Annotated in this window: 23 protein-coding genes and 2 riboswitches; of the genes, 15 read left to right on the forward strand and 8 right to left on the reverse strand. The window is 62.9% G+C overall.

Annotation, left to right across the window (positions count from 1 at the left end; all coding sequences use genetic code 11):
- Positions 1–159: 159 nt before the first annotated feature.
- From cobM to fabF, 5 genes are all read right to left on the reverse strand, one after another.
- A complete protein-coding gene (gene cobM / locus HX814_RS20975; RefSeq protein WP_008431975.1) occupies positions 160–906 on the reverse strand; it encodes a precorrin-4 C(11)-methyltransferase in 747 nt (248 codons plus the stop codon).
- Between the two features lie 83 nt (positions 907–989).
- Positions 990–1,382, reverse strand: a complete 393-nt coding sequence (locus HX814_RS20980) for a cobalamin biosynthesis protein (protein ID WP_177009806.1) — start codon at positions 1,380–1,382, stop codon at positions 990–992.
- The gene (locus HX814_RS20985; protein WP_087694356.1) at positions 1,379–2,077 is read right to left on the reverse strand and encodes a CbtA family protein; all 699 of its coding nucleotides are present in this window, start codon (positions 2,075–2,077) and stop codon (positions 1,379–1,381) included. The genes HX814_RS20980 and HX814_RS20985 overlap by 4 nt, the downstream gene beginning before the upstream one ends.
- Positions 2,078–2,088: 11 nt before the next feature.
- Entirely contained in the window at positions 2,089–2,277 is a 189-nt protein-coding gene (locus HX814_RS20990; protein ID WP_003217883.1) for a CbtB-domain containing protein, read from the reverse strand.
- Between the two features lie 96 nt (positions 2,278–2,373).
- Positions 2,374–2,590, reverse strand: a riboswitch (cobalamin riboswitch).
- 36 nt (positions 2,591–2,626) lie between these two features.
- Positions 2,627–3,895, reverse strand: a complete 1,269-nt coding sequence (fabF, locus tag HX814_RS20995; RefSeq protein ID WP_087694357.1) for a beta-ketoacyl-ACP synthase II — start codon at positions 3,893–3,895, stop codon at positions 2,627–2,629.
- Positions 3,896–4,008: 113 nt separating this feature from the next.
- On the opposite strand from fabF, the gene HX814_RS21000 reads away from it, so the two are divergent.
- The 5 genes from HX814_RS21000 (at position 4,009) to HX814_RS21020 (ending at position 11,311) form a co-directional block, all read left to right on the forward strand.
- Entirely contained in the window at positions 4,009–4,527 is a 519-nt protein-coding gene (locus tag HX814_RS21000; protein WP_177009805.1) for a helix-turn-helix domain-containing protein, read from the forward strand.
- A riboswitch (cobalamin riboswitch) is annotated at positions 4,524–4,726 on the forward strand. It overlaps the preceding gene by 4 nt.
- A 92-nt stretch (positions 4,727–4,818) precedes the next feature.
- Positions 4,819–5,880 (forward strand): cobalamin biosynthesis protein CobW, encoded by a 1,062-nt coding sequence (gene cobW / locus HX814_RS21005; protein WP_003217887.1) that lies wholly within the window; start codon positions 4,819–4,821, stop codon positions 5,878–5,880.
- 3 nt (positions 5,881–5,883) lie between these two features.
- Positions 5,884–9,657, forward strand: coding sequence for a cobaltochelatase subunit CobN (gene cobN, locus HX814_RS21010; protein WP_177009804.1), 3,774 nt, complete (start codon positions 5,884–5,886; stop codon positions 9,655–9,657).
- Positions 9,657–10,655, forward strand: coding sequence for an ATP-binding protein (locus HX814_RS21015; RefSeq protein ID WP_177009803.1), 999 nt, complete (start codon positions 9,657–9,659; stop codon positions 10,653–10,655). The genes cobN and HX814_RS21015 overlap by 1 nt, the downstream gene beginning before the upstream one ends.
- A gap of 53 nt (positions 10,656–10,708) precedes the next feature.
- The gene (locus HX814_RS21020) at positions 10,709–11,311 is read left to right on the forward strand and encodes a VWA domain-containing protein (protein WP_177009807.1); all 603 of its coding nucleotides are present in this window, start codon (positions 10,709–10,711) and stop codon (positions 11,309–11,311) included.
- Here the strand turns inward: HX814_RS21020 and HX814_RS21025 are convergent.
- Positions 11,268–12,254: a DUF1853 family protein gene (locus HX814_RS21025; RefSeq protein ID WP_008431991.1), complete on the reverse strand. Its 987-nt coding sequence runs from the start codon at positions 12,252–12,254 to the stop codon at positions 11,268–11,270. The genes HX814_RS21020 and HX814_RS21025 overlap by 44 nt on opposite strands.
- A gap of 143 nt (positions 12,255–12,397) precedes the next feature.
- On the opposite strand from HX814_RS21025, the gene HX814_RS21030 reads away from it, so the two are divergent.
- The 6 genes from HX814_RS21030 to pepN are packed head-to-tail and all read left to right on the forward strand — an operon-like array spanning position 12,398 to position 18,905.
- Entirely contained in the window at positions 12,398–13,288 is an 891-nt protein-coding gene (locus HX814_RS21030; protein ID WP_003217892.1) for an NAD(+) kinase, read from the forward strand.
- The gene (locus tag HX814_RS21035) at positions 13,285–14,259 is read left to right on the forward strand and encodes a metallophosphoesterase (RefSeq protein ID WP_161635726.1); all 975 of its coding nucleotides are present in this window, start codon (positions 13,285–13,287) and stop codon (positions 14,257–14,259) included. The genes HX814_RS21030 and HX814_RS21035 overlap by 4 nt, the downstream gene beginning before the upstream one ends.
- On the forward strand, positions 14,256–15,131 hold the full coding sequence (locus HX814_RS21040; RefSeq protein ID WP_008431996.1) for a rhomboid family intramembrane serine protease: 876 nt from the start codon (positions 14,256–14,258) through the stop codon (positions 15,129–15,131). Before HX814_RS21035 ends, HX814_RS21040 begins: the two co-directional genes overlap by 4 nt.
- 15 nt (positions 15,132–15,146) lie before the next feature.
- On the forward strand, positions 15,147–15,407 hold the full coding sequence (locus HX814_RS21045; protein WP_003217900.1) for a YeaC family protein: 261 nt from the start codon (positions 15,147–15,149) through the stop codon (positions 15,405–15,407).
- On the forward strand, positions 15,404–16,234 hold the full coding sequence (locus tag HX814_RS21050) for a DUF2797 domain-containing protein (RefSeq protein ID WP_177009802.1): 831 nt from the start codon (positions 15,404–15,406) through the stop codon (positions 16,232–16,234). Before HX814_RS21045 ends, HX814_RS21050 begins: the two co-directional genes overlap by 4 nt.
- Positions 16,235–16,247: 13 nt before the next feature.
- Positions 16,248–18,905, forward strand: coding sequence for an aminopeptidase N (gene pepN, locus HX814_RS21055; protein WP_177009801.1), 2,658 nt, complete (start codon positions 16,248–16,250; stop codon positions 18,903–18,905).
- A gap of 121 nt (positions 18,906–19,026) precedes the next feature.
- On the opposite strand, the gene HX814_RS21060 is transcribed toward pepN, so the two are convergent.
- The gene (locus tag HX814_RS21060; protein ID WP_177009800.1) at positions 19,027–20,082 is read right to left on the reverse strand and encodes an aldo/keto reductase; all 1,056 of its coding nucleotides are present in this window, start codon (positions 20,080–20,082) and stop codon (positions 19,027–19,029) included.
- Between the two features lie 182 nt (positions 20,083–20,264).
- Between HX814_RS21060 and HX814_RS21065 the strand changes: the two genes are divergently transcribed.
- From HX814_RS21065 to HX814_RS21080, 4 genes are all read left to right on the forward strand, one after another.
- Positions 20,265–20,981: a YafY family protein gene (locus HX814_RS21065; RefSeq protein WP_032898885.1), complete on the forward strand. Its 717-nt coding sequence runs from the start codon at positions 20,265–20,267 to the stop codon at positions 20,979–20,981.
- A gap of 52 nt (positions 20,982–21,033) precedes the next feature.
- On the forward strand, positions 21,034–21,375 hold the full coding sequence (locus tag HX814_RS21070) for a nuclear transport factor 2 family protein (RefSeq protein WP_008432007.1): 342 nt from the start codon (positions 21,034–21,036) through the stop codon (positions 21,373–21,375).
- A 22-nt stretch (positions 21,376–21,397) separates the two neighbouring features.
- Positions 21,398–22,531: a cell division protein ZapE gene (gene zapE / locus HX814_RS21075; RefSeq protein ID WP_177009799.1), complete on the forward strand. Its 1,134-nt coding sequence runs from the start codon at positions 21,398–21,400 to the stop codon at positions 22,529–22,531.
- Between the two features lie 91 nt (positions 22,532–22,622).
- On the forward strand, positions 22,623–23,114 hold the full coding sequence (locus HX814_RS21080) for a GNAT family N-acetyltransferase (protein WP_008432012.1): 492 nt from the start codon (positions 22,623–22,625) through the stop codon (positions 23,112–23,114).
- 99 nt (positions 23,115–23,213) lie between these two features.
- On the opposite strand, the gene HX814_RS21085 is transcribed toward HX814_RS21080, so the two are convergent.
- Complete coding sequence (locus HX814_RS21085) at positions 23,214–23,429, reverse strand: hypothetical protein (RefSeq protein ID WP_003217916.1); 216 nt, start codon at positions 23,427–23,429, stop codon at positions 23,214–23,216.
- Positions 23,430–23,482: the final 53 nt, after the last annotated feature.

The raw sequence follows: 23,482 nt of genomic DNA on the forward strand, positions 1-23,482 counted from the left end.
GGAACCGGGCCGGAGTGCGGGCATGCCGAGCCTAGGCGAGGCACCGAGTGGTGGGGCAAAGACCTTTTGCTTACTTTTGCGCTTTTCAAAAGTGAGCCGCTGTAAGAGCGGAACCATAAGCCGCCGTTACCTAAATAACGGATATGTACCCATCCCCCCTCAGGGCCGATACAAATGCGCATGCCCCGCACGATACAACGACGACTCACCAAAACTGTCACTGGCCAAAACCCGACCCACCAGAATCAACGCCGTACGCCGAAACCCCTTGGCTGCCACCTTCCCGGCAATATCCGCCAGCGTACCAATGGCCCAATCCTGATCCGGCCAGGTCGCCCGATGCACCACCGCAATCGGACAATCCTCCCCATAGTGAGGCACCAACTCAGCCACGATCTTCTCCAGATGATTCACCCCCAGGTGAATCGCCATGGTCGTCCCATGCTGCGCCAGGCTACTGAACACCTCACCCTCAGGCATCGCCGTCTTATCCGCATACCGCGTCAAAATTACACTCTGTGCAATGTCCGGCAATGTCAGCTCAGCCTCTAACAATGCCGCACAAGCCGCCACCGCCGTCACTCCGGGAATGATCTGAAACCCAATCCCAAGCTCCCGCAACAGCCGAATCTGTTCCCCAATCGCCCCGTACAAACTCGGATCCCCGGAATGCACCCGCGCCACATCCTGGCCTTTCTCATGGGCCGTCTTGATCAGCCCAATGATCTGCTCCAGATGCAGCTCCGCACTGTTAACCACCAACTCCGCCTGATGCCCCTCAAGCACCGCCGCCGGTACCAGCGAGCCGGCATAGATAATCACCGGGCAACTGCGAATCAGCCGCTGCCCCTTGACCGTGATCAATTCCGGATCGCCTGGGCCTGCGCCGATGAAAAAGACAGTCATGGATTCATTCCTGTGAAAAAAAGCACGCGAGCAGCCCTCCAGATGAAGATTGCTCATGATCAAAGCTGACGATTATCGGGAATTCAGCCGGCGCAAGCCAATGCAAAGGTGGCCTGGGCGGTTTTTTTGCGGGTGATCAGCAGGGTGGCAGGGCTTTGAGACAGCTGTTCTGCCAGGGCCAGGGCGGCACTTTCAGCAATGCCGTAGCAGCCGGTATGAGCAAAAACCGTCTCGGACTTATGGCTCAGTCGATCTTCATAGGGCGCCAATTGCTCCGCACTGAAAAATACCAACGGCAAATCCAGAACCTGAGCCAGTGCCAGCAACCCCGGCTCATCCCGCTTGCGCTCAAGACTGGCCAGCGCAGTGATGCGCTGACGCTCAATGCCACCCTCGGCGAGGGCGGCGTTGAACAGTTCACGCAGGATGTCGACAGAACAACCCCGCTGACACCCCAGGCCAACCGCCAGGATCATGCCGAATACTGACCATCACGGTTACGGCGAAACAGCCAGGCACTGATCAAGCCCAGCGCCAGCCAGAAGGCAACGTTGGTCAACTGCGAGGCGATCTTGAATTGAGCTTCCAGAGCCTCCGGCGCCAGCATCGAGTGGACTTCCGGCTGTGGTGCGCCAATCACATGGGGCACAGCCAGGATCGCCACGCCCAGGATTTTCAGCAGCCAGTTACGACCGAACACGATCAGCGCGATACCGGCAGCGGTCGAAGCGGCAGTGCCGATCCACCAGATTTGCCGTTGCGCCAGGTCTGCCGCTGCAGTCCCCGGCAATTCAGGCGGCAAGCCCAGGGTCGGCGCCAACACAAAGGTGGCGTAACCGGCCAGGCCCCATAGCAGGCCTTGGGCCGTACGGGTCGGTGCACGCAGGGTGTACAGGCCGGCAAGCATCAGGGCAAAACCTACGGCGACCACCAGGTTACCGCCCGTCGTCGACAGCACACGCTGCCAGCCATCTTCCGGCTCCCAGGCTTCAGCGTCGTGGGTGTGGGCCGTGGCATCGGCATGTTCATGCACTTCGGTCGCGGCCGGGGCGTTTTCGAAGGTTTCCGCCTGCAGGATCAGCGGGGCAACCCAGAAGCTTTGCAGCAAGGTCAGCAGCAAGGCGGCCAGGAGGCCGGTGAAACCTGCGGTTTGGGCAATACGCTTGATCATGTCGGCAGGTCTCAGTGGCACGGGAACGCAGCGCTGTGGCGGGTATCGTGGGCGGCGTTGTGCACCGCTTCGATGTGCGAGAAACCGGCGAAATACACCAGGCACGCGCCGAGGATCGACGCGCCGATGGCGGCAGTCAGGCGTTGGCTCAGGGTGGCGGTGGTGCTGGCGGTAGAGGCGGTGCTGCTGATGATCGACATGGCGCGTCCCTTCAGGGTTTCAGGGTGACACGAGCGCATGAAAACCCCGCGAGCCAGGCACGCAGGGTTCTGAACAGCGCCCGCCCACCGCGGGTTTGTTATCTGATTTTTTCGGGCCGGTCTCCGGGCTTGCGAGGGGCCTGGGCCTTGAAAGCATCACCTTCCCATGCCGTAGAGGCACAGTGGTTTTGATGCTTCACTCGCTTACCGTTGCGGGGGCAGCACCGGACTCGTCACGCCCTTGAGTAAAGGAACATGACTCACCGGTTTCCCGTTTCACCCTGTGAAGGGCACCCGAAACAAGATGTGTAGGAGAGCATGGGCGGGCGATGGGCGTCAAATCGCCGGGTTATTGCCAGCGTTTGAACAGCACGCTGGCATTCACGCCGCCGAATCCAAACCCATTGGAAATCGCGTATTCAATCGGCAACGACCGAGCTTGGCCCCGGACCATATCCAGCCCATCGGCAGCGGGGTCCGGGTTGTCCAGGTTGAGGGTCGCCGGGGCAATCTGGTCGCGCAGGGCGAGCACGGTGAAGATCGCCTCGATCCCGCCCGCTGCGCCCAGCAAGTGGCCAGTCGCCGACTTCGTTGCGCTGATCGCGACGCTGGCATTTGCACCGAACAGCGTATTGATCGCTGCCAGTTCGCCGTTGTCGCCTACGGGGGTCGACGTGGCATGGGCGTTCAAGTGCTGGATCTGTGCGGCGCTGATCCCTGCCTGCGCGATCGCCAGTTCCATTGCCCTGCGTGCACCCGAGCCATCTTCCGGGCCCGAGGTCATGTGATAGGCGTCGGCGCTGGTGCCGTAGCCCACCAGCTCTGCGATAGGCGTCGCCCCGCGAGCCAATGCATGCTCCAGTTCCTCGATCACCAACAGCCCGGCACCTTCGCCCATCACAAACCCGTCGCGGCCTTGATCAAACGGGCGCGAAGCCAGTGCCGGCGTGTCGTTGTAATCGCTGGACAGCGCACGCGCCGCAGCAAAACCGCCGAGGCTGACTCGGTGGATACAGGCTTCGGCGCCGCCACACACGGCGATGTCGATTTCGCCGGCACGGATCATTCGCGCAGCATCACCAATCGCCTGTACGCCGGCGGCGCAAGCAGTGACGGGGGAGCCCAGCGGACCTTTCAGTTGATGCTGGATCGACACGTGCCCGGCCGCCATGTTGCCGAGGAATGACGGGATCGTGAACGGCGACAGGCGGCGAGGCCCTTTGCTGTCAGCCGTACGAACGGCCTCGGCAATCGCGGGAAAACCACCCACGCCGGAGGCGATGATTGTCGCGGTACGTTCCTGCTGCGATGGCGTCTGCGGACTCCAGCCAGCCTGGGCCAGGGCCTCTTGCGCGGCTGCCAGGGCAAACACGATGAACCGGTCCATCTTGCGTTGTTCCTTGGCCGGGATGACAGTGTCCGGGTCAAAGCCGGCTTCAGGGTCCTGGATGCGGTCCAACACTTGGCCGCCGATGCTGATTGCCAGGTCGCCGATCAATGCCTCGGGTAGCCTGCGAATCCCGGATTCACCGGCCAGCAGGCGCTTCCAGGTCTGTTCCACGCCGGTTGCCAGCGGTGTCACTGCACCCATGCCGGTCACAACAATTCGCTTACTCATGATCGCTTAGCTCCGCAAATTTCAGGTTGGTAGCAATGCATGGACGAAACTATCATTATGAAAGTAACATCCGATAGCTGAAATTTCCGTAGCCGCCCCACAGAGGAACTGCAATGCAACGTAAGTCGCTGGTGAATGCCGAATGCCCGGTAGCCCGTGGAGTGGAACGGGTAGGCGAGTGGTGGAGCATCCTGATCATGCGCGACGCGCTGCAAGGTTTGCGGCGTTTTGATGAGTTTTCCCAGAGCCTGGGGATCGCTCCGAACATGCTCACTCGCCGGCTCAACAGCCTGGTGGAAGCGGGGCTGCTGGAACGCCGGCAATACAGCGAGCGGCCGCCCCGTTTCGAGTACGTACCGACGCCGGTTGGCGAGGATTTCCGGGTGGTGATCATGGCGTTCATCGGCTGGGGCAACCGCCACTTCGCCAACGAAGGTGAAAGCCTGCAATTGGTCGACCGGAAAACCCGGCGCCCGGTGGAAGTGGCGGTGGTGGACGCCGACGGTGCACGCGTGTCCGTCGAGCAATGCAGCGTCCAGGCCGGGCCGGCGGCGAGCGAAGGCATGCTGGAGCGCCTGGCGCTGCTTAGTGCCAAACGCTCGGACATTGACCCGTCCCCGCGCACTGCGTAGCCTTGCACCTTCGAGGTTCTTCGGCCCAGGCCGAAGCTAAGAAGGGAACGCGGTCAATGCCGCGGCTGCCCCCGCAACTGTAAAGGGTTTATCTGACTGCCACGCCACTGCCTGAACAAGGCGGGAAGGCGCAGCCAGCGCCGGCATCACCGCCGGCAAGCCCCAAGCCAGGAGACCTGCCTCGCAACCGATTTTCTACTTCAACCGGGCGGGGTGATCCGGTGGCGAATTCTGCTTCTGCGCACCCGCGCAGGGCCACTCGTCCCGTATGCCCGCCCCAAAGGGCATCCGATGAAAACACTGGCCAAACTCCCCGTCACCATCGTTACCGGCTTCCTCGGCTCGGGCAAGACCACCTTGCTGCGCCACATGCTGGATAACGCCCAGGGGCGCCGTATCGCGGTGATCGTCAACGAGTTCGGCGAGCTGGGCATTGACGGTGAAATCCTCAAGCAATGCTCCATCGGCTGTACCGAAGAAGAGGCGAACGGCCGCGTCTACGAATTGGCCAATGGCTGCCTGTGCTGCACGGTCCAGGAAGAGTTCTTCCCGGTGATGCGCGAACTGGTGGCCCGTCGCGGCGACCTCGACCATATCCTCATCGAAACCTCGGGCCTGGCCCTGCCAAAACCCTTGGTCCAGGCGTTCCAGTGGCCGGAAATCCGCAGCGCCTGCACCGTTGACGCCGTGATCACCGTGGTCGACAGCCCAGCCGTGGCCGCCGGCACGTTCGCCGCCTTCCCGGACCAGGTCGACGCTCAGCGCAAGCTCGACCCGAACCTGGACCACGAATCCCCACTGCACGAGCTGTTCGCCGACCAACTGGCCAGCGCCGACCTGGTGATCCTCAACAAGTCCGACCTGATCAGCCCTGAAGACCTGGCCCGTGTGCGCCTGGAAGTGGCTGAAGAACTGCCGCCGGCGGTCAAAATCATCGAAGCCAGCAGCGGTCGCCTGCCGCTGGACGTATTGATCGGCCTGGGCGCGGGCTCGGAAGAACACATCGATGGCCGCCACAGCCATCACGATCATCATCACGAAGGTGAGGACGACCACGACCACGATGCCTTCGACTCCATCTCCATCGAACTGCCCCAGGCCGACGAAAGCCTGCTGCTGGACGCCCTGACCCAACTGGTGGTCAAGCACGGCATCCTGCGGGTCAAGGGCTTCGCGGCGATCCCGAACAAGCCGATGCGCCTGCTGATTCAGGGCGTGGGCACGCGTTTCGACAAGCACTTCGACCGCGCCTGGCGCGCCGATGAGCCGCGCGCCACGCACCTGGTGCTGATCGGGCAGGAACTCGACGCCGCCTTGCTTGAAGCGCAACTGCGCGCTGCCCTTAGCGTTTAAACCATGCATCTGCTCAGGACCCAGCCCGGCGGTTTCGTTTCGGATGACAACATCGCCGACCTTGGGCAAACCCCCGCCGAGCTGGTGATCCTGTGCAGCGGTGATTCCAGCCTGGCGCTGCTGGCCGAAGCGGCCCAGCAGTTGCCCGATGATTACCCGAGCCTGCGCCTGGCCAACCCGATGCAGGTGCAGAACCATGCTTCGGTCGACCTGTATGTGGATGAGGTGCTGCGCCACGCCAAGGTCATCCTGATTTCGCTGCACGGCGGCATCGGTTATTGGCGCTACGGTATCGAGCGCCTGGTGGAGTTGGCCGAGCGCGGCGTACAGCTGATCCTGGTGCCGGGGGATGATCGCCCGGACCCGGAACTCAGTGGCCTCAGCACCGTGGGGGCGCAGGAACGTGACCGGCTCTGGCACTTCCTGCGCCAGGGTGGTTTGGGGAATGCGCTGGATTTCTATCGTTGCCTGGCCGCCGGCTGCCTTGGCCGCGATTACGCCTGGAGCGAGCCGCAAACCCTGCCGCGCACGGCGATTTATCACCCGCATAAAGCCAATGCCCGCCTCAACGATTGGCAGGCTGACTGGCAAGCTGATTTTCCCGTGGCGGCGGTGCTGTTCTACCGCTCCCATTTGCAGGCGGCCAACACCGGCTTTATCGATGTTTTTTGCCAGCGCTTGCAGGCCGCGGGTCTCAACCCGCTGCCGATGGCGGTGGCCAGTTTGAAAGAGCCCGGCTGCCTGACCGTGGTCGAGGATTTACTGGACGAGGTGCACGCCTCGGTGATTCTGAACACCACCGGTTTTGCCCAGTCCAGCCCCGAAGCGCCGCACCTGCGGCCGTTTCGCCGCAATATCCCGGTGATCCAGGCGATTTGCGCCCAGGACAACGAGCCCGGCTGGCAGGCCAGCGAGCAAGGCCTCGGCCCACGGGACCTGGCGATGCACATCGCGTTGCCGGAACTGGACGGGCGCATCATCAGCCGGCCCATCAGCTTCAAGGACCTGGCCTGGCGCAGCGAGCGCAGCCAGTCGGATGTGGTGTGCTATCGCGCACAGCCGGAGCGCATGGACTTTGTCGCCGAACTGGCGCGGCGCTGGGTCGAACTGGCGCGGGTGCCGAATGGCGAAAAGCGTATCGCGCTGATCCTCGCCAACTACCCGACCCGGGACGGACGTATCGGCAACGGCGTGGGTCTCGACACCCCAGCCGCCGCGCTGAATATCCTGCGGGCACTGAAAATCCAAGGTTATCCGCTGCCGGACGAGCTGCCGGAAAGCGGAACGGCACTGATCCAGGCGCTCTTGGGCGGCGTCAGCAACGACCTGGACAGCCTCGACTTGCGTCCGTGTCATCAGAGCCTGGCGCTGGATGACTACGAGGCGATGTTCAACCGCTTGCCCGAGTCTAATCGCCAGGCCGTGTTGGCACGCTGGGGTACACCTCATAGCGATCCGATGTTCCGCGACGGCCGCATGATGATCGCGGGCCTGCGTTTGGGCCTGACCTTCGTCGGCATCCAGCCGGCCCGGGGTTACCAGGTGGACGCGAGTGCGGTCTATCACGACCCGGACCTGGTGCCGCCCCATGGCTACCTGGCGTTCTACTTCTGGTTGCGCCACACCTACGGCGCCCACGGCGTGATCCACGTTGGCAAGCACGGCAACCTGGAATGGCTGCCGGGCAAGGGCGTCGGGCTTTCCGAGAACTGCTGGCCCGACGCACTACTGGGGCCGCTGCCGAATATCTACCCGTTTATCGTCAATGACCCGGGCGAGGGCGCCCAGGCCAAGCGCCGCACCCAGGCCGTGATCATCGACCACCTGATGCCGCCGCTGACCCGCGCCGAAACCTATGGGCCGCTGCGCGACCTGGAGTTGCTGGCCGACGAGTATTACGAGGCACAACTGCTCGACCCACGGCGTGCCCGCGAGCTGCAAAAGGACATCCTCAAGCTGGTGCGCGAAACCCGCATCGACCAGGAACTGGCCCTGGACGAAAACCTCGACAGCGACGCCGATGCGGCGATCTGGCTGCCGCGCCTGGACACCTACCTGTGTGACTTGAAGGAGTCGCAGATTCGCGATGGCCTGCACATTTTCGGCGAGTCACCCGAGGGCCGCTTGCGCATCGACACCTTGCTGGCGTTGTTGCGTATTCCGCGTGGCGATGGGCGGGGGCCGCAATCGAGCCTGCTGCGGGTATTGGCCAAGGCCTTCGACCTGGGCTTCGATCCGCTGGACTGCGCCCTGGCCGAGCTGTGGACCGGGCGCCGGCCGTTGGTGTTGCAGAAGATCGACACGCAGTTGTGGCGCACCGCCGGCGACACCCGTGAACGCCTGGAGCTGTATGCCGCGCGCTTGATCGAGCAGGCGCTGGAAGGTGCCGTGGAGCAGCTTGAAGAGCCCGGCTGGGAAGACGTCAAGGCGGTGATCGAGAGCTTGCGCATCGTCGTCGCGCCACGCCTGGATGCCTGCGGCCCGGCGGAAATGCGCGGGTTGCTGGATGCCTTGAGCGGGCGCTTCGTCCCGGCCGGGCCCAGCGGCGCGCCGAGCCGGGGCCGTCTGGACGTGTTGCCTACCGGTCGTAACTTTTTCTCGGTGGATGTGCGCAACCTGCCCACCACCACTGCCTGGCGCATCGGCTTCCAGTCGGCGAACCTGATCCTTGAGCGTCACCTGCAAGACCATGGCGACCACTTGCGCCAACTCGGCCTGTCGGTGTGGGGCACTGCCACCATGCGCACCGGTGGCGACGATATCGCCCAGGCCATGGCGCTGATGGGCGTGCGCCCGGTGTGGGCCACGGGCAGCCAGCGGGTGGATGACTTTGAAATCCTGCCGATCAGTCTGCTGGACCGGCCACGGGTGGATGTGACCTTGCGCGTGTCGGGATTCTTCCGCGATGCGTTCGCCAACCTGATCCGCCTGTTCGATGCGGCGGTGCAAGCCGTGGCGGCGCTGGACGAACCCGACGACCTGAACCCGCTGGCGGCCAAGGTGCGCAGTGAGCGCGAGGCCTTGCGCCTGTCGGGCCTGGACGAGGACGCGGCGGCGAAGCAGGCTGGTTGGCGGATCTTCGGTGCCAAGCCCGGTGCCTATGGTGCCGGCGTGCAGGGCGCGATTGATGGGCGCTTGTGGCAGAGCCGCGAAGACCTGGCCGAGGTTTACCTGAACTGGGGCGGCTACGCCTATGGCGGCTCCGACGAAGGCACCGCCGCCCGCGAACAGTTTGCCCAGCGTTTGAGCCAGGTGCAGGCGGTGTTGCAAAACCAGGACAACCGCGAGCATGACCTGCTCGACTCCAATGATTACTACCAATTCCAGGGCGGCATGCTCGCCGCCGTGGAAACCCTGAGCGGCGACAAGGCTGCCAGCTATCATGGTGACCACAGCCAGCCGGACTTGCCGAAGATCCGCACGTTGAAGGAAGAGTTGAACCGGGTGATTCGTGCCCGGGCGGCCAACCCGAAGTGGATCGAAGGGGTGAAGCGCCACGGCTATAAAGGCGCGTTCGAGATGGCGGCCACCGTGGATAATCTGTTCGCGTTCGACGCTACGACGGCGTTGATCGACGATCATCAATACGCGTTGCTGGCGGATGCCTACTTGCTGGACCCGGACACCCGCGCCTTTGTGCAGCAGCACAACCCGGATGCCCTGCGGGACATGACCGAACGCATGCTCGAAGCCCAGCAACGCGGCATGTGGCAGGAGCCTGGGGCGTACCGCGAGGCGTTGGAAAACCTGTTGTTGGATATAGAAGAAGGCAGTTGATGACCGACATTCCACATTTCCCGCTGTCCGCCGTGGTCGGCGCCGACGACCTGAAACTGGCCCTGTGCCTGACCGCCATCGACCCGAAGATCGGTGGCGTGCTGATTGAAGGCCCGCGGGGCATGGCCAAGTCCACCCTGGCCCGTGGCCTGGCGGACCTGCTCGCCAGCGGCCAGTTCGTCACGCTGCCGTTGGGCGCCACCGAGGAGCGGCTGGTGGGCACACTCGATCTGGACGCGGCACTCAGTGATGGCCGCGCACAGTTTTCCCCCGGCGTGCTGGCCAAGGCCGACGGCGGCGTGCTCTATGTCGATGAAGTCAACCTGCTGCCCGACCACCTGGTGGACCTGCTGCTGGACGTGGCCGCCAGCGGCACCAACCTGATCGAGCGCGACGGGATTTCCCACCGGCATTCGGCGCGTTTTGTACTGATCGGCACCATGAACCCGGAAGAGGGCGAGCTGCGCCCGCAATTGCTCGACCGGTTTGGTTTCAACGTAGCGCTGAGCGGGCACACCCAGCCGGCCGAACGCGGGCAGATCATCCGTCGCCGCCTGGATTTCGACAGCGACCCTCAGGGTTTCTGCGGGCAATGGGCCGACCGGCAGGCCGCGTTGCGTGAGCGCTGCACCCGGGCCCGCGCCTTGCTGGATAGCATCCCGTTGGATGACCAGGCGCTGGCGCAGATTACCGAGCGCTGCTTTGCCGCCGGGGTCGATGGCTTGCGCGCCGACCTGGTCTGGCTGCGTGGCGCACGTGCCCATGCGGCCTGGCGGGGCGCGACGGCTATCAGCGAAGAAGATATCGAAGCGGTCGCGGAATTTGCCCTGCGCCATCGTCGTCAGGAGCAATCCCCGCCTGCAACGCCGCCCGCTGGCGGTCAATCACCCAAGCCCAATGATGCACCTGAAGGCCAGGGCCAATGGGGCGACATGCCCGCAGCCGCCTTGCCGATAGGTGCTCGCCGTGATGTGCCCACCTGGCCAAAAAAGCCCTAGGCATCCGCCCCAAACCTGACGCGGGGGCGGATGCACGGCCCAAGGCGGGTCGACTGAACAAGGGCCGGCGAGGCCAGGCGCGCAGCGCGGCCGAAGGTTCGATCAACTGGCCGGGTACCTTGCTCGGCGGGCGGCCGCAACGCCGCGAAGATTTGCTGTATCAACTGCGTAGCCGTACGCCCCATGAGCTGTGGCTGGTGATTGTCGATGCTTCGGCCTCAACCCGGCGGCATCAGGCGCTGAGTGATGCCAAGGGATTACTGGCCCAACTGTTCGACGATGCCTATCGACAGCGGGCGCGCATGGCGTTGCTCACCGCGAGCGGGCAATCGCCAAAGTGGCAGGTGCAGGGATTAAAGGCGGCAAAAGGGCTTGGTCATTGGCTTGATGGCCTCGGTGCAGGCGGTGGCACGCCATTGTTGGCAGCGCTGAACGAAGCGGGGCACTGGTTGGCGGCTCGTCGCAAGCGTTACCCGGTGGAGCAGCAGCGTCTGCTGGTGATCACCGATGGACGGCTGAAGGATGTGGCAGGGCTGCCGCAGCTGGACTGCCCGGGTTTACTGGTGGACATCGAGCGCGGCCCGATTCGGTTGGGCCGTTCAAAGCAGCTGGCTATGGGGTTACAGATTGACTATCGGCATATCGATAACCTGTAAGCGCCGGCACGTTCGGCCAAAGATCCGCCACCAGAAACAACCGTTCGGCTTCTTCCCATTCGCCTTCGCTGTTTTCCACCAGGCGCACCAGCAACTGCGCGGGCGCCATGGGGTCCAGTTCGGTTAGCCAGTGCTGCATCCGGGCCGCGTCCCAGGCTTCGTCCGCCGGGTAGTGCGCCGGTGCCAGCCATGCATGGCGGGGCAGCGGTTGCCAGCGTCCTGCCGGGCTTTGCTCGATAAACCTCGACCAATCGCGCTGATGCAGCCAGCGGCCATTCAGGTGTTGGGGATGCGCGCCCTGCGGCGCCTGCGCCATGCCCGGCCATGGGTAGAGCAGATACCCGCCCAGCCACAGATGGGCATCAAAAGCCTGGATATCCAGCGCGGCCAGGACTTCGCGGCTCTCCGGCCGGGCGGAAATCGGCAGTTGGTGCTGGGCCAGGTGGGCCAGTTTGCGGTCGAGCCGGTCGTGGCAGCCGGGGCCGAGCCATTGCGCGGTGTCCCGGCCATTACCGTCCTGGGGCCCGAGGTAGAGTTTGATCGCCAGTTCCAGATGATGCACACCGTCACGGTCGCGCAGCAGCATGTCCAGCTCGCCCAGGGTATGCCCGGCCTGGCGGATCGGCAGGTTGGCCGCCAGCAGCTCCACGCCCGGCGCATGTTGCACGGCGAATTGCCACAGCCGTTCGTAATACAACCCCAGCCGGCGGGTGCGTGCCTGGCTCAGCCAATGCAGCAAGGCACTGCTGTCCTGGTCCAGCTGGCGCAGCCACTGCTCCAGCAAATGCGGCGCCTGCACCCAGTCGCTGCCGGTCAGCGGGTGGCGTTGTGGCCACGGCGTTTGCGCGAGCATCGGCGGGGCGAGCATCACCCACGCGAGATCGCGCACCTCGGGGTGACGCAGTTGGCGGGGCAGGTGCTGCAAATCAGGGAACAGAGTCATGGTCCGAGCATAGCCTTTTACAGCCGGGAAGGGGGCTGAGAACCGTTGTCGTCTGGGGTTTGCGGCGACAAAGGATTTTGTGTAACGCCGGCTTTCGCCCATAATCGTTCTTTTTTGCAGAACCCGAACCCCGCAGGAGCCCCATGGAGCAATTTCGCAATATCGGCATTATCGGTCGCCTGGGCAGTACCCAGGTGCTGGACACCGTCCGCCGACTGAAAAAGTTTCTGCTCGAGCGCCACCTGCACGTGATCCTCGAAGACACCATCGCTGAAATCCTCCCGGGCCATGGCCTGCAGACCTCGTCGCGCAAGATGCTCGGTGAAGTCTGCGACATGGTGATCGTGGTGGGCGGCGACGGCAGCCTGCTGGGCGCCGCCCGGGCGCTGGCGCGGCATAACGTGCCGGTGCTGGGGATCAACCGTGGAAGCCTGGGGTTCCTCACCGATATTCGCCCCGACGAGCTGGAAGTCGAAGTGGCCAAGGTGCTGGACGGCCACTACCTGGTGGAAAACCGCTTCCTGCTGCAAGCCGAAGTGCGCCGCCACGGCGAAGCCATCGGCCAGGGCGACGCCCTCAACGATGTGGTGCTGCACCCCGGCAAGTCGACGCGGATGATCGAGTTCGAGTTGTACATCGACGGCCAGTTCGTGTGCAGCCAGAAGGCCGACGGCCTGATCGTCGCCACGCCGACCGGGTCCACGGCCTACGCGCTGTCGGCCGGTGGGCCGATCATGCATCCCAAGCTGGATGCCATTGTGATCGTGCCGATGTATCCCCATATGTTGTCCAGCAGGCCTATCGTGGTCGATGGCAACAGTGAGCTGAAAATCGTGGTGTCAAAAGACATGCAGATCTACCCGCAAGTCTCCTGCGACGGGCAGAACCATTTCACCTGCGCCCCCGGTGACACCATCACCGTGAGCAAAAAGGCACAGAAGTTGCGGTTGATCCACCCGCTGGACCACAACTACTACGAAGTGTGCCGGACCAAGCTGGGCTGGGGCAGCCGCTTGGGGGGTGGAGGCGACTGATGCTCGATCCCGCGCGTAGCTACGACCTGATTGGTGACGTGCACGGTTGCGCTCATACCCTTGAGCACTTGCTCGACCGGTTGGGTTACCACAAGCAGGGCGGCACCTGGCGCCATCCCTCGCGAATGGCCGTGTTCCTCGGCGATATCATCGACCGTGGCCCGCGCATTCGCGAGGCGCTGCATATCGTCCACGACATGACCGAGGCCGGCCAGGCGCTGTGCATCATGGGCAACCATGAGTTCAACGCGCTGGGCTGGAGCACGCCCGCCGCCCCAGGCAGCGGCAAGCAGTTTGTGCGCGAGCACACGCCACGCCACGCGCGGTTGATCCACGAGACCCTGACCCAGTTCGAACAGCACCCGGCAGACTGGCACGATTTCCTCGGCTGGTTCTATGACATGCCGCTGTTTGTCGACGCCGGGCGATTCCGCGTAGTGCACGCCTGCTGGGACAACGGCTTTATCGAGCCCCTGCGCGCGCATTTCCCGGACGGCTGCATCGACGAACACTTCCTGCAAGCCGCCGCCGTGCCCGGCAGTTTCGCCAGCAATGCCTTCGACCGCCTGTTGCGCGGCACCGACATGCGCCTGCCGGACGGCTTGACCCTGACCGGCGGCGACGGCCTGACGCGTTCGTTCTTCCGCACCAAGTTCTGGGAAGACGACCCGAAAACCTACGGCGATATCGTGTTCCAGCCCGATGCGCTGCCGGAACCTGTGGCCGCCACGCCGCTGTCGTCCACTGAAAAGAATTCCCTGCTGCGCTACGGCGTCGACGAGCCATTGCTGTTCGTCGGCCACTACTGGCGCAGCGGCAAACCGGCGCCGATCCGCCCGAACCTGGCCTGCCTGGACTACAGCGCGGTGCTGTACGGCAAGCTGGTGGCGTACCGGCTGGATCAGGAAACCCGCCTGGACCCGCGTAAATTTGTTTGGGTCGATGTCGAGCGCCCTGAGGTTATTTCATGAGTACCGTTGCTGTATTACGCCTGCCGCTGGCGGTGGATTTGAGTGGTTTCGTCAAGCTTCTGCAACGCATGCAAGTGCCCCATCGCGTCAGCGAAGAAGCCGGGGAGCAGGTGCTGTGGGTGCCTGACTCCATCAGTGAAGACGTGAAGGTCCTGTACCAGCGCTTTCCGGCCGGTGACCCGGACCAGCAACTGGACATTCCCGAGCAGGCGACGTCGACCAGGCGTCCCGGGTTTGCCCAGCAGCTTCGCCACAGCCCGGTGACCGCGTTGGTGTTGCTGCTGAGCATCATCGTCGGCGCCGTTACGTTGCTGGGGGATAACCTGCAAGCCATGAGCTGGCTGACGTTCCTGCCGTTCAGCGTGGCAGGCGAGTACATCCGTTTCACGCCATTGACCGACAGCCTGGCGTCGGGACAGTGGTGGCGCCTGGTCACGCCGATGTTGATCCACTTCGGCATCCTGCACCTGGCCATGAACGGCATGTGGTACTGGGAACTGGGGCGGCGCATCGAGTTGCGCCAGGGCAGCATCAACCTGCTGGGCCTGACCCTGCTGTTCAGCCTGGTGTCGAACTACGCTCAATACTATTTTGGTGGTCCCGGCCTGTTTGGCGGGTTGTCCGGCGTGCTGTATGGCTTGCTCGGGCATTGCTGGATCTATCAGTGGGTGTCGCCGAATCCGGTGTATCGCCTGCCTCGCGGGGTGTTGGTGATGATGCTGGTGTGGCTGGTGCTGTGCCTGTCGGGCCTGGTCTCGATGATCGGCTTCGGCGAAATCGCCAACGCGGCCCACGTGGGTGGCCTGGTGATGGGTTGCCTGACCGGTTTGTTGGGTGGCTTGTACAGCCGCCGCAAAATGTCTCCTATTTAGTTAAGGAAGAGTCTTATGTCCTCTTTTGTCGAAATGATCGAAAACATCACCCCGGACATCTACGAGAGCCTCAAGCTCGCCGTGGAAATCGGCAAATGGTCCGATGGCCGCAAGCTCACCGCCGAGCAGCGTGAATTGTCGTTGCAGGCGGTGATCGCCTGGGAACTGCAGAACCTGCCGGAAGACCAGCGCACCGGCTACATGGGCCCGCAGGAATGCGCCTCCAAGTCGGCGCCGGTGCCGAACATCCTGTTCAAGTCGGATGCCATCCATTGATTGAGATTGGCCGTGGTGCAGTCAGCAAGATGTCGGCGCAGTTGGGTGAGCCGACCGTTCAATACGCGTTTCGCCTGGGCGACACCGAGGTGCCGGTCAATCCATTGATCGGCACTACCGTGCGCCTGGAATACCTCGGTGCGATCCATTGCACCCATTGCGGTCGCAAGACCAAGACCAGTTTCAGCCAGGGTTACTGCTACCCGTGCATGACCAAACTGGCCCAGTGCGACCTGTGCATCATGAGCCCCGAGCGCTGCCATTACGACGCCGGCACCTGCCGCGATCCGGCCTGGGGTGAAAAATTCTGCATGACCGACCACGTGGTGTACCTGGCGAACTCGTCGGGGATCAAGGTCGGCATCACCCGCGCCAGCCAGCTGCCGACCCGCTGGCTCGACCAGGGCGCCAGCCAGGCGCTGCCGATCATGCGCGTTGCCACGCGCCAGCAGTCGGGCTTCGTCGAAGACCTGTTCCGCAGCCAGGTGGCCGACAAGACCAACTGGCGCGCGCTGCTCAAGGGCGATGCCCAGGCCGTCGACCTTGCGCAGGTGCGCGACGAACTGTTCGCCAGCTGTGCCGAAGGCATGCTCGGTTTGCAGGAACGCTTTGGCCTGCAGGCCATCCAACCGGTGACCGACATCGAACCGATCGAAATCCGCTACCCGATCGAGCAGTATCCGAACAAGATCGTCAGCTTCAACCTGGACAAGAACCCGATTGCCGAAGGCACGCTGATGGGGATCAAGGGCCAATACCTGATCTTCGATACCGGCGTGATCAATATTCGTAAATACACGGCCTACCAGCTCGCCGTGCATCAGTAGAAGGACGACAGACATGCGCACCGAACAGCCGAAGATGATTTACCTGAAGGACTATCAGGCGCCGGATTACCTGATCGACGAGACGCACCTGACCTTCGAGTTGTTCGAGGACCATAGCCTGGTCCACGCGCAGCTGGTGATGCGCCGCAACCCCGAGCGCGGCGCCGGCTTGCCGCCGCTGGTGCTGGACGGGCAGCAGTTGGAGCTGCTGTCGGTGAACCTGGCCGACCAGGAACTGACCGACGCCGACTACCAGTTGAGCGACAGCCACCTGACCGTGCACCCCACCAGCGCGACCTTCACCCTCGACACCACGGTGAAGATTCACCCGGAAACCAACACCGCCCTGGAAGGCCTGTACAAATCCGGCGGCATGTTCTGCACCCAGTGCGAGGCCGAGGGTTTCCGCAAGATCACCTATTACCTCGACCGTCCGGACGTGATGAGCGTGTTCACCACCACGGTGATCGCCGAGCAACACAGCTACCCGGTGTTGCTGTCCAATGGCAACCCGATTGCTTCCGGCCCTGGCGAAGACGGCCGGCACTGGGCGACCTGGGAAGACCCGTTCAAGAAGCCGGCGTACCTGTTTGCACTGGTGGCCGGTGATTTGTGGTGTGTCGAAGACACCTTCACCACCATGACCGAGCGCACCGTGGCGCTGCGCATCTATGTCGAGCCGGAAAACATCGACAAGTGCCAGCACGCCATGAACAGCCTGAAGAAATCCATGCGCTGGGACGAGGAAGTCTATGGCCGTGAATACGATCTCGACATCTTCATGATCGTCGCGGTCAACGACTTCAACATGGGCGCCATGGAAAACAAGGGCCTCAACATCTTCAACTCCAGCGCCGTGCTGGCCCGTGCCGAAACCGCCACCGACGCCGCGCACCAGCGGGTCGAGGCGATCGTTGCCCACGAATACTTCCACAACTGGTCGGGCAACCGCGTGACTTGCCGCGACTGGTTCCAGCTGTCGCTGAAGGAAGGCTTCACGGTGTTCCGTGATTCGCAGTTCTCTGCCGACATGAACTCGGCCACCGTCAAGCGCATCCAGGACGTGGCTTATCTGCGCACCCACCAGTTCGCCGAAGATGCCGGTCCCATGGCCCACGCCGTGCGTCCGGACGGCTTTATCGAGATCTCCAACTTCTACACCCTGACCGTGTACGAAAAGGGCTCGGAAGTCGTCCGTATGATCCAAACCTTGCTCGGCGCCGAAGGGTTCCGCAAAGGCAGCGACCTGTACTTCGAACGCCACGACGGCCAGGCCGTGACCTGCGACGACTTCATCAAGGCCATGGAGGACGCCAACGGCGCTGACCTGACGCAGTTCAAGCGCTGGTACAGCCAGGCCGGTACGCCACGCCTGGCGGTGACCGAGTCCTACGACGCGGTGGCTAAAACCTACAGCCTGACCTTCCGTCAAAGCTGCCCGGAAACCCCGGACAAGGTGGAAAAACTGCCGTTCGTGATTCCGGTTGAGCTGGGCCTGCTGGACGGGAAGGGCGCGGGCATCGCCTTGCGCCTGGCCGGTGAAACCGCTGCCGGCGCCACTTCCCGCGTGATCTCGGTGACCGAAGCCGAACAGACCTTCACCTTTGTCGACATCGCCGAGCACCCGCTGCCGTCGCTGCTGCGTGGCTTCTCAGCGCCGGTGAAGCTGAGCTTCCCGTATAACCGCGACCAACTGATGTTCCTGATGCAGCACGACAGCGATGGCTTCAATCGCTGGGACGCCGGCCAGCAACTGTCGGTGCAGGTGTTGCAGGAGCTGATCGCCCAACATCAGCAGGGCAAGGCGCTGGTGCTGGATCAACGCCTGATCACCGCATTGCGCAGCGTATTGAGCGACGAGAGCCTGGACCAGGCGATGGTCGCCGAGATGCTCTCGCTGCCGAGCGAAGCCTACCTGACCGAAATCAGCGAAGTGGCGGATGTCGACGCCATCCACGCGGCCCGCGAGTTTGCTCGCAAGCAGTTGGCCGACAACCTGTTCGAGGGCCTGTGGCTGCGTTACCAGGCCAATCGCGACCTGTCGAAGAAAACCCCGTACGTGGCCGAGGCGGAACACTTTGCCCGTCGCGCCTTGCAGAACATTGCGCTGTCGTACCTGATGCTCAGCGGCAAGCCGGAAGTGCTGGCGGCGACCCTTGAACAGTTTGACGCGTGCGACAACATGACCGAGCGCCTGACGGCGTTGGCGGTGCTGGTCAACTCGCCGTTCGAAGAAGAAAAAGCCAAGGCGCTGGCGGTGTTTGCCGAGAACTTCAAGGACAACCCGCTGGTCATGGACCAGTGGTTCAGCGTGCAGGCGGGCAATGGTTTGCCGGGCGCGCTGGAGCGGGTCAAGACGTTGATGCAGCACCCTGCGTTCAACATCAAGAACCCGAACAAGGTGCGGGCACTGGTGGGCGCGTTTGCCGGGCAGAACCTGATCAACTTCCACGCGGCGGATGGTTCGGGTTATCGGTTCCTGGCGGACCTGGTGATCCAGTTGAATGGCTTCAACCCCCAGATTGCTTCGCGGCAATTGGCGCCGTTGACCCGCTGGCGCAAGTACGACAGCGTGCGGCAGGCGCTGATGAAAGGCGAGCTGGAGCGGATTCGCGCTTCGGGCGAGCTGTCCAGCGATGTGTTTGAAGTGGTGAGCAAAAGCCTCGCATAACTGAGGCTGAGTACTGCATCTGTGGCGAGGGAGCTTGCTCCCGCTGGAGTGCGCAGCGCTCCCAAGATTTTGGGGCCGCTACGCAGCCCAGCGGGAGCAAGCTCCCTCGCCACAACGGGTCTTAGATAACCGGCGGCCAGCGCAGGTCTTGTGCATCATCGTCCGTATAACGTGGGAAGCGCTCCGCGATCATCTCGTGGGGCACGCCCAGCGGTATCGCGCTGGCAGCATCCAGACGGTCCACTTGCTCAGCCGAGAGTTGCACACTCAACGCACCCAGGGTGCCGTCCAGCTGTTCGCGGGTACGCGGCCCCAGGATCGGGATCAGCGCGGTAGTGGAACGACGGGCCTTTTCCCGCAGCCAGGCGATGGCGATGTGAGTCGGCGTGGCGTCCAGTTCACCGGCAACCGCCAGCAGGGTGTCGAGCACTGCGGTTTCCCGTGCACTTTTTTCAGCGTGGACCAAAATCCCCAGCTTGCTGGCGCGGGTATCGTCCTGGCTGTTGCGGTACTTCCCGGTCAGAAAACCACCCCCCAGCGGTGACCATAAAGTCGCGGCCAGGCCCAGGGCCTCGGCCATGGGCAGCAGCTCGCGGTCAGCGGTGCGTTCGGCCAGGCTGTATTCGGTCTGGATCGCTACCAGCGGTGCAAAGCCGCGCACTTCAGCGAGCAGGTCGGCGCGGGCAATGCGCCAGGCGGGGAAGTTGGACAGCCCGGCGTAGTGGATCTTGCCGGCACGCACCAGGTCATCAAAACCCCGCAGGATCTCTTCCATCGGCGTGACGTTGTCGCTGATATGCGCCCAGAACAGGTCGATGTGGTCGGTGTTCAAGCGTTTCAGGCTTTCTTCGACGGCGCGCACCATGTTCTTGCGGTTGTTGCCGAGCTTGATCGTGCCTTCGTCTTGAGGCTGGGTGCGCAGGGTGTACTTGGTGGCGATCACCAGGCGATCCCGTTCCGAGGCAATGAACTCGCCGAGCAGCACTTCCGATTGACCGAACTGGTAACCGTTGGCGGTATCGAGGAAGTTACCGCCGGCCTCCAGGTAGCCGTCGTAGATTCGCTTGGACTCGTCGCGCTCGGCGCCGTGGCCCCAGCCTGTGCCGAAATTGGCGGTACCCAGGGCCAGCTCTGAAACCCGCAGGCCGCTGCGACGGCCAAAGACTTTATTACGCATACCGAAACTCCTGACGCTGTGGTTAGTTTAAATGTTTCCAAACATCTATTAAATATGATGCTAGTCATATATTTCGTCAAGGGGCTTTTTTGGCGGCTGAAGGGAAGGGTGCCTGTTCCTGACACTTTCTGACGGAGGCCTCTGCTAAGCTGCGCCACCTTTCTTTTTCGAGCATGATTAACGTGTCGCGTACCAGTCGTCTGTTGACCTTGTTGCAAGTCCTGCGGGGCAAAAAACGCCCGGTGACGGCCGCCGTGCTGGCGGCAGAACTGGAGATTTCCGAGCGCACGCTGTACCGCGATATCGCCGAACTGACCGCGTTGGGCGCACCGATCTACGGCGAGGCGGGCGTGGGCTATGTGCTGCGTGCGGGCCTGTTCCTGCCGCCGCTGATGCTCAATGCCGACGAGACCGAAGCCATCGTGCTGGGCTTGCGGTATGTCGACCAGCGCGGTGATGACGTACTGAGCCAGGCGGCGGCCAATGCGCTTGCAAAGATCGCCGACGTGCTTGACCCGGCTGCCCAGGAAGCCTTGCGCAATCCGACGGTGCTGCCGGGCCCGCCAGGCTTCGGCTACCCGGAAAACCGCGTGCCGTTGAATGTGTTCCGCGAGGCCATTCGCGGCCAGGCCAAGCTGCACATCGACTACGCCGATGCCAGCCAGACCGCCAGCCAGCGCCTGATCTGGCCCCTGGCCCTGGGCTTTCTCAACGAAGTGCGGGTGATCGTCGCGTGGTGTGAATTGCGTGGGGCCTATCGCACCTTCCGCACCGACCGAGTGGCCGCCGCGCGCCTGCAAGGTGAACGGTATCCGGGGCGCCGCAGCGATTGGTTGCGGGGCTGGCGCAAGCTGATGGAACAGAACGAATCCGGGCCGTTCACCCCTGACAAGAACTGACACAACGCTGCTTTAGGATGGCTCCATAAATCACTAAAAAGGAGCTGTCACCATGTCCCAACCCACCCCTGAACTGGCCCCGGCTATTGCAACCTACATTGCCGCGGCGAATGCCGGCGACACCTCGCTGGTGGCCGACTGTTTCGCCGAAGATGCCAACGTGTTCGACGAAGGCGAGCACCGGGTCGGTACAGCCGCCATCGCCCGCTGGATGGAAGACACCGGGCGTCGTTACCAGCCCAGGGTCCAGGTGCTGAATGTGCAGCACCGCACGGGCAAGGTGCTGGTCAGCAACCTGATCACCGGCAGCTTTCCCGGCAGCCCGCTGGAGCTGCGCTATACCTTCCGCCTCAATGAACACGGCAAGATTGCCCGATTGGATATTTCCCTGTAGCCGTCATGGCATACTGCCGGGCATGACTTTCGACTCGCCACTTGCCGCCTATCAGCACGCCATCACCGAACAGGGTTTTGTCCCCGACGACGCCCAGCGTGAAGCGGTGCAAGCCCTGCAGGACTGCCATCAGGCCTTGCACCACGGCCCTGGGCCCATCACCGGGGTGTACCTGTGGGGCCCGGTCGGCCGGGGCAAGACCTGGCTGATGGACCAGTTCTACCAAAGCCTGGGAGTGCCAGCGCGGCGCCAGCATTTTCATCACTTCATGGGCTGGGTGCACCAGCGTTCATTCCAGCTCACGGGCACCCACGATCCCTTGCAGGCCCTGGCCCGCGAACTGAGCCGGGAAGTGCGGGTGCTGTGTTTCGATGAGTTGTTCGTCAACGACATTGGTGACGCCATTATCCTCGGACGGCTGTTCCAGGTGATGTTCGAGGAAGGCGTGGTGATGGTCTGCACGTCCAACCAGCCACCGGACCAGCTGTACGCCGACGGTTTCAACCGGGATCGTTTCCTGCCGGGAATCGAAGCGATCAAACAGCATATGCGAGTGGTGGCAGTCGATGGCGGGGAGGATCATCGTCTGCACCCGGGCACCGCACTGCAGCGTTACTGGGTCGACCAGCCCGACGCGTTGGCCGAGGTGTTTCGCCAGTTAAGCGCCGGGCAGGCAGTGAGCAGCGCCCCGGTTGCGGTCGGCTACCGCTCCATCGTGGCAGTGCAGTCCAGTGAAACCGTGCTGTGGTGTTGCTACGCCGACCTGTGTGAGCAGCCGTTGGCGGCGATGGATTTCATGCTGCTGTGTGATCGGTTCAAGGCCATTTTGCTCGGCGAGGTGCCCAACCTCAGCGCGCAAAAGCGCCCGGGACGAATCGCTCGTGGCACCGAAGACGCTGCCGAACGGGTGGACGCCGGGGACCGGGAACTGCCGGAACTGTCGGTGCATGACGACAGCGTCCGGCGTTTCATCGCGCTGGTGGACGAGTGCTACGACCGCAAGGTGCCGCTGTACATCGAGGCCCGGGTGCCGCTGGAAAGCCTCTACACCGAGGGTTACCTGGAGTTTCCATTCCGCCGCACCCTGAGCCGCCTGCAGGAGATGCAACTGGCACGGTTTGGCGAGCCTGGCGCGCTTTCACGCGGGCAAATGTAGTTAATCTCCTTCATCTAATGCCTGCACCACGCTTACAATCGAGCCCTTTTATGGGGACCGAGTCCCTGTCGCACCGTCAACGAGGAAGGAAATGGACAGCGCAGACATCCTGGTGCTGCAAGCCAGCTACACCAATCCGGTACACGCCGAGGCCATTGGCCTGGTGCTCAATCATTACGCCGAAGACCCCATGGGCGGTGGCCACAGCCTGCCGGCCGACCGCTTGCAGCAACTGCCGGCAGAGCTGGCCAAGCGTGCCCACGCGTTCAGTGTGCTGGCCTTTGTCGGCGGTACGCCGGCCGGCCTGGTGAACTGCTTTGAAGGGTTTTCCACCTTTGCCTGCCGCCCGCTGGTCAACGTGCACGACGTGGTGGTGATGGATCAATTCCGTGGCCTGGGGCTGAGTCAGAAGATGCTGCAAAAGGTCGAGGAAATTGCTCGCCAGCGCGGTTGCTGCAAGATCACCCTCGAGGTGCTTGAAGGCAACGCCGTGGCGCAGTCGGCGTATCGAAAGTTTGGGTTTGATGATTCGGTATTTGATCCGCAACATGGCCGGATGTTGTTCTGGAGCAAGCCGCTTTAATTAATGTTTATTTAATTAAAGGCAAAAAAAAGGCGCCAGCAAGTGGCGCCAAATTGACCTTGGCTATCAGAGCGGAATAGCACAGGTATTGCGGGTAAATCAGCTGTTCGGTGTGTTGGTAGTTTGGTCGGCCGTTGCCGGCTTTTCGGTCTTGCCGTCAGCCATTGCGGTTTGCTGGGCAGCACCGTGAGTCTGTTCCTGAACGAAGGTGAAGTTGTTGTAGAACTCCTTCGAACGCTCTGAGCCGCCTTCTGCAAAGGCGGCTACGGAAGTCATGGTCATCAGGCCGGCAAGGATAACAGTCGAAAATTTCATGGCAGTGTCTCAGTAAGTGTGTTGGGTCCGCGCGTTGTCATCAGCGGCGGGAT

It is taken from the genome of Pseudomonas sp. C8002 (genome assembly GCF_013385765.1).
GTDB lineage: Bacteria > Pseudomonadota > Gammaproteobacteria > Pseudomonadales > Pseudomonadaceae > Aquipseudomonas.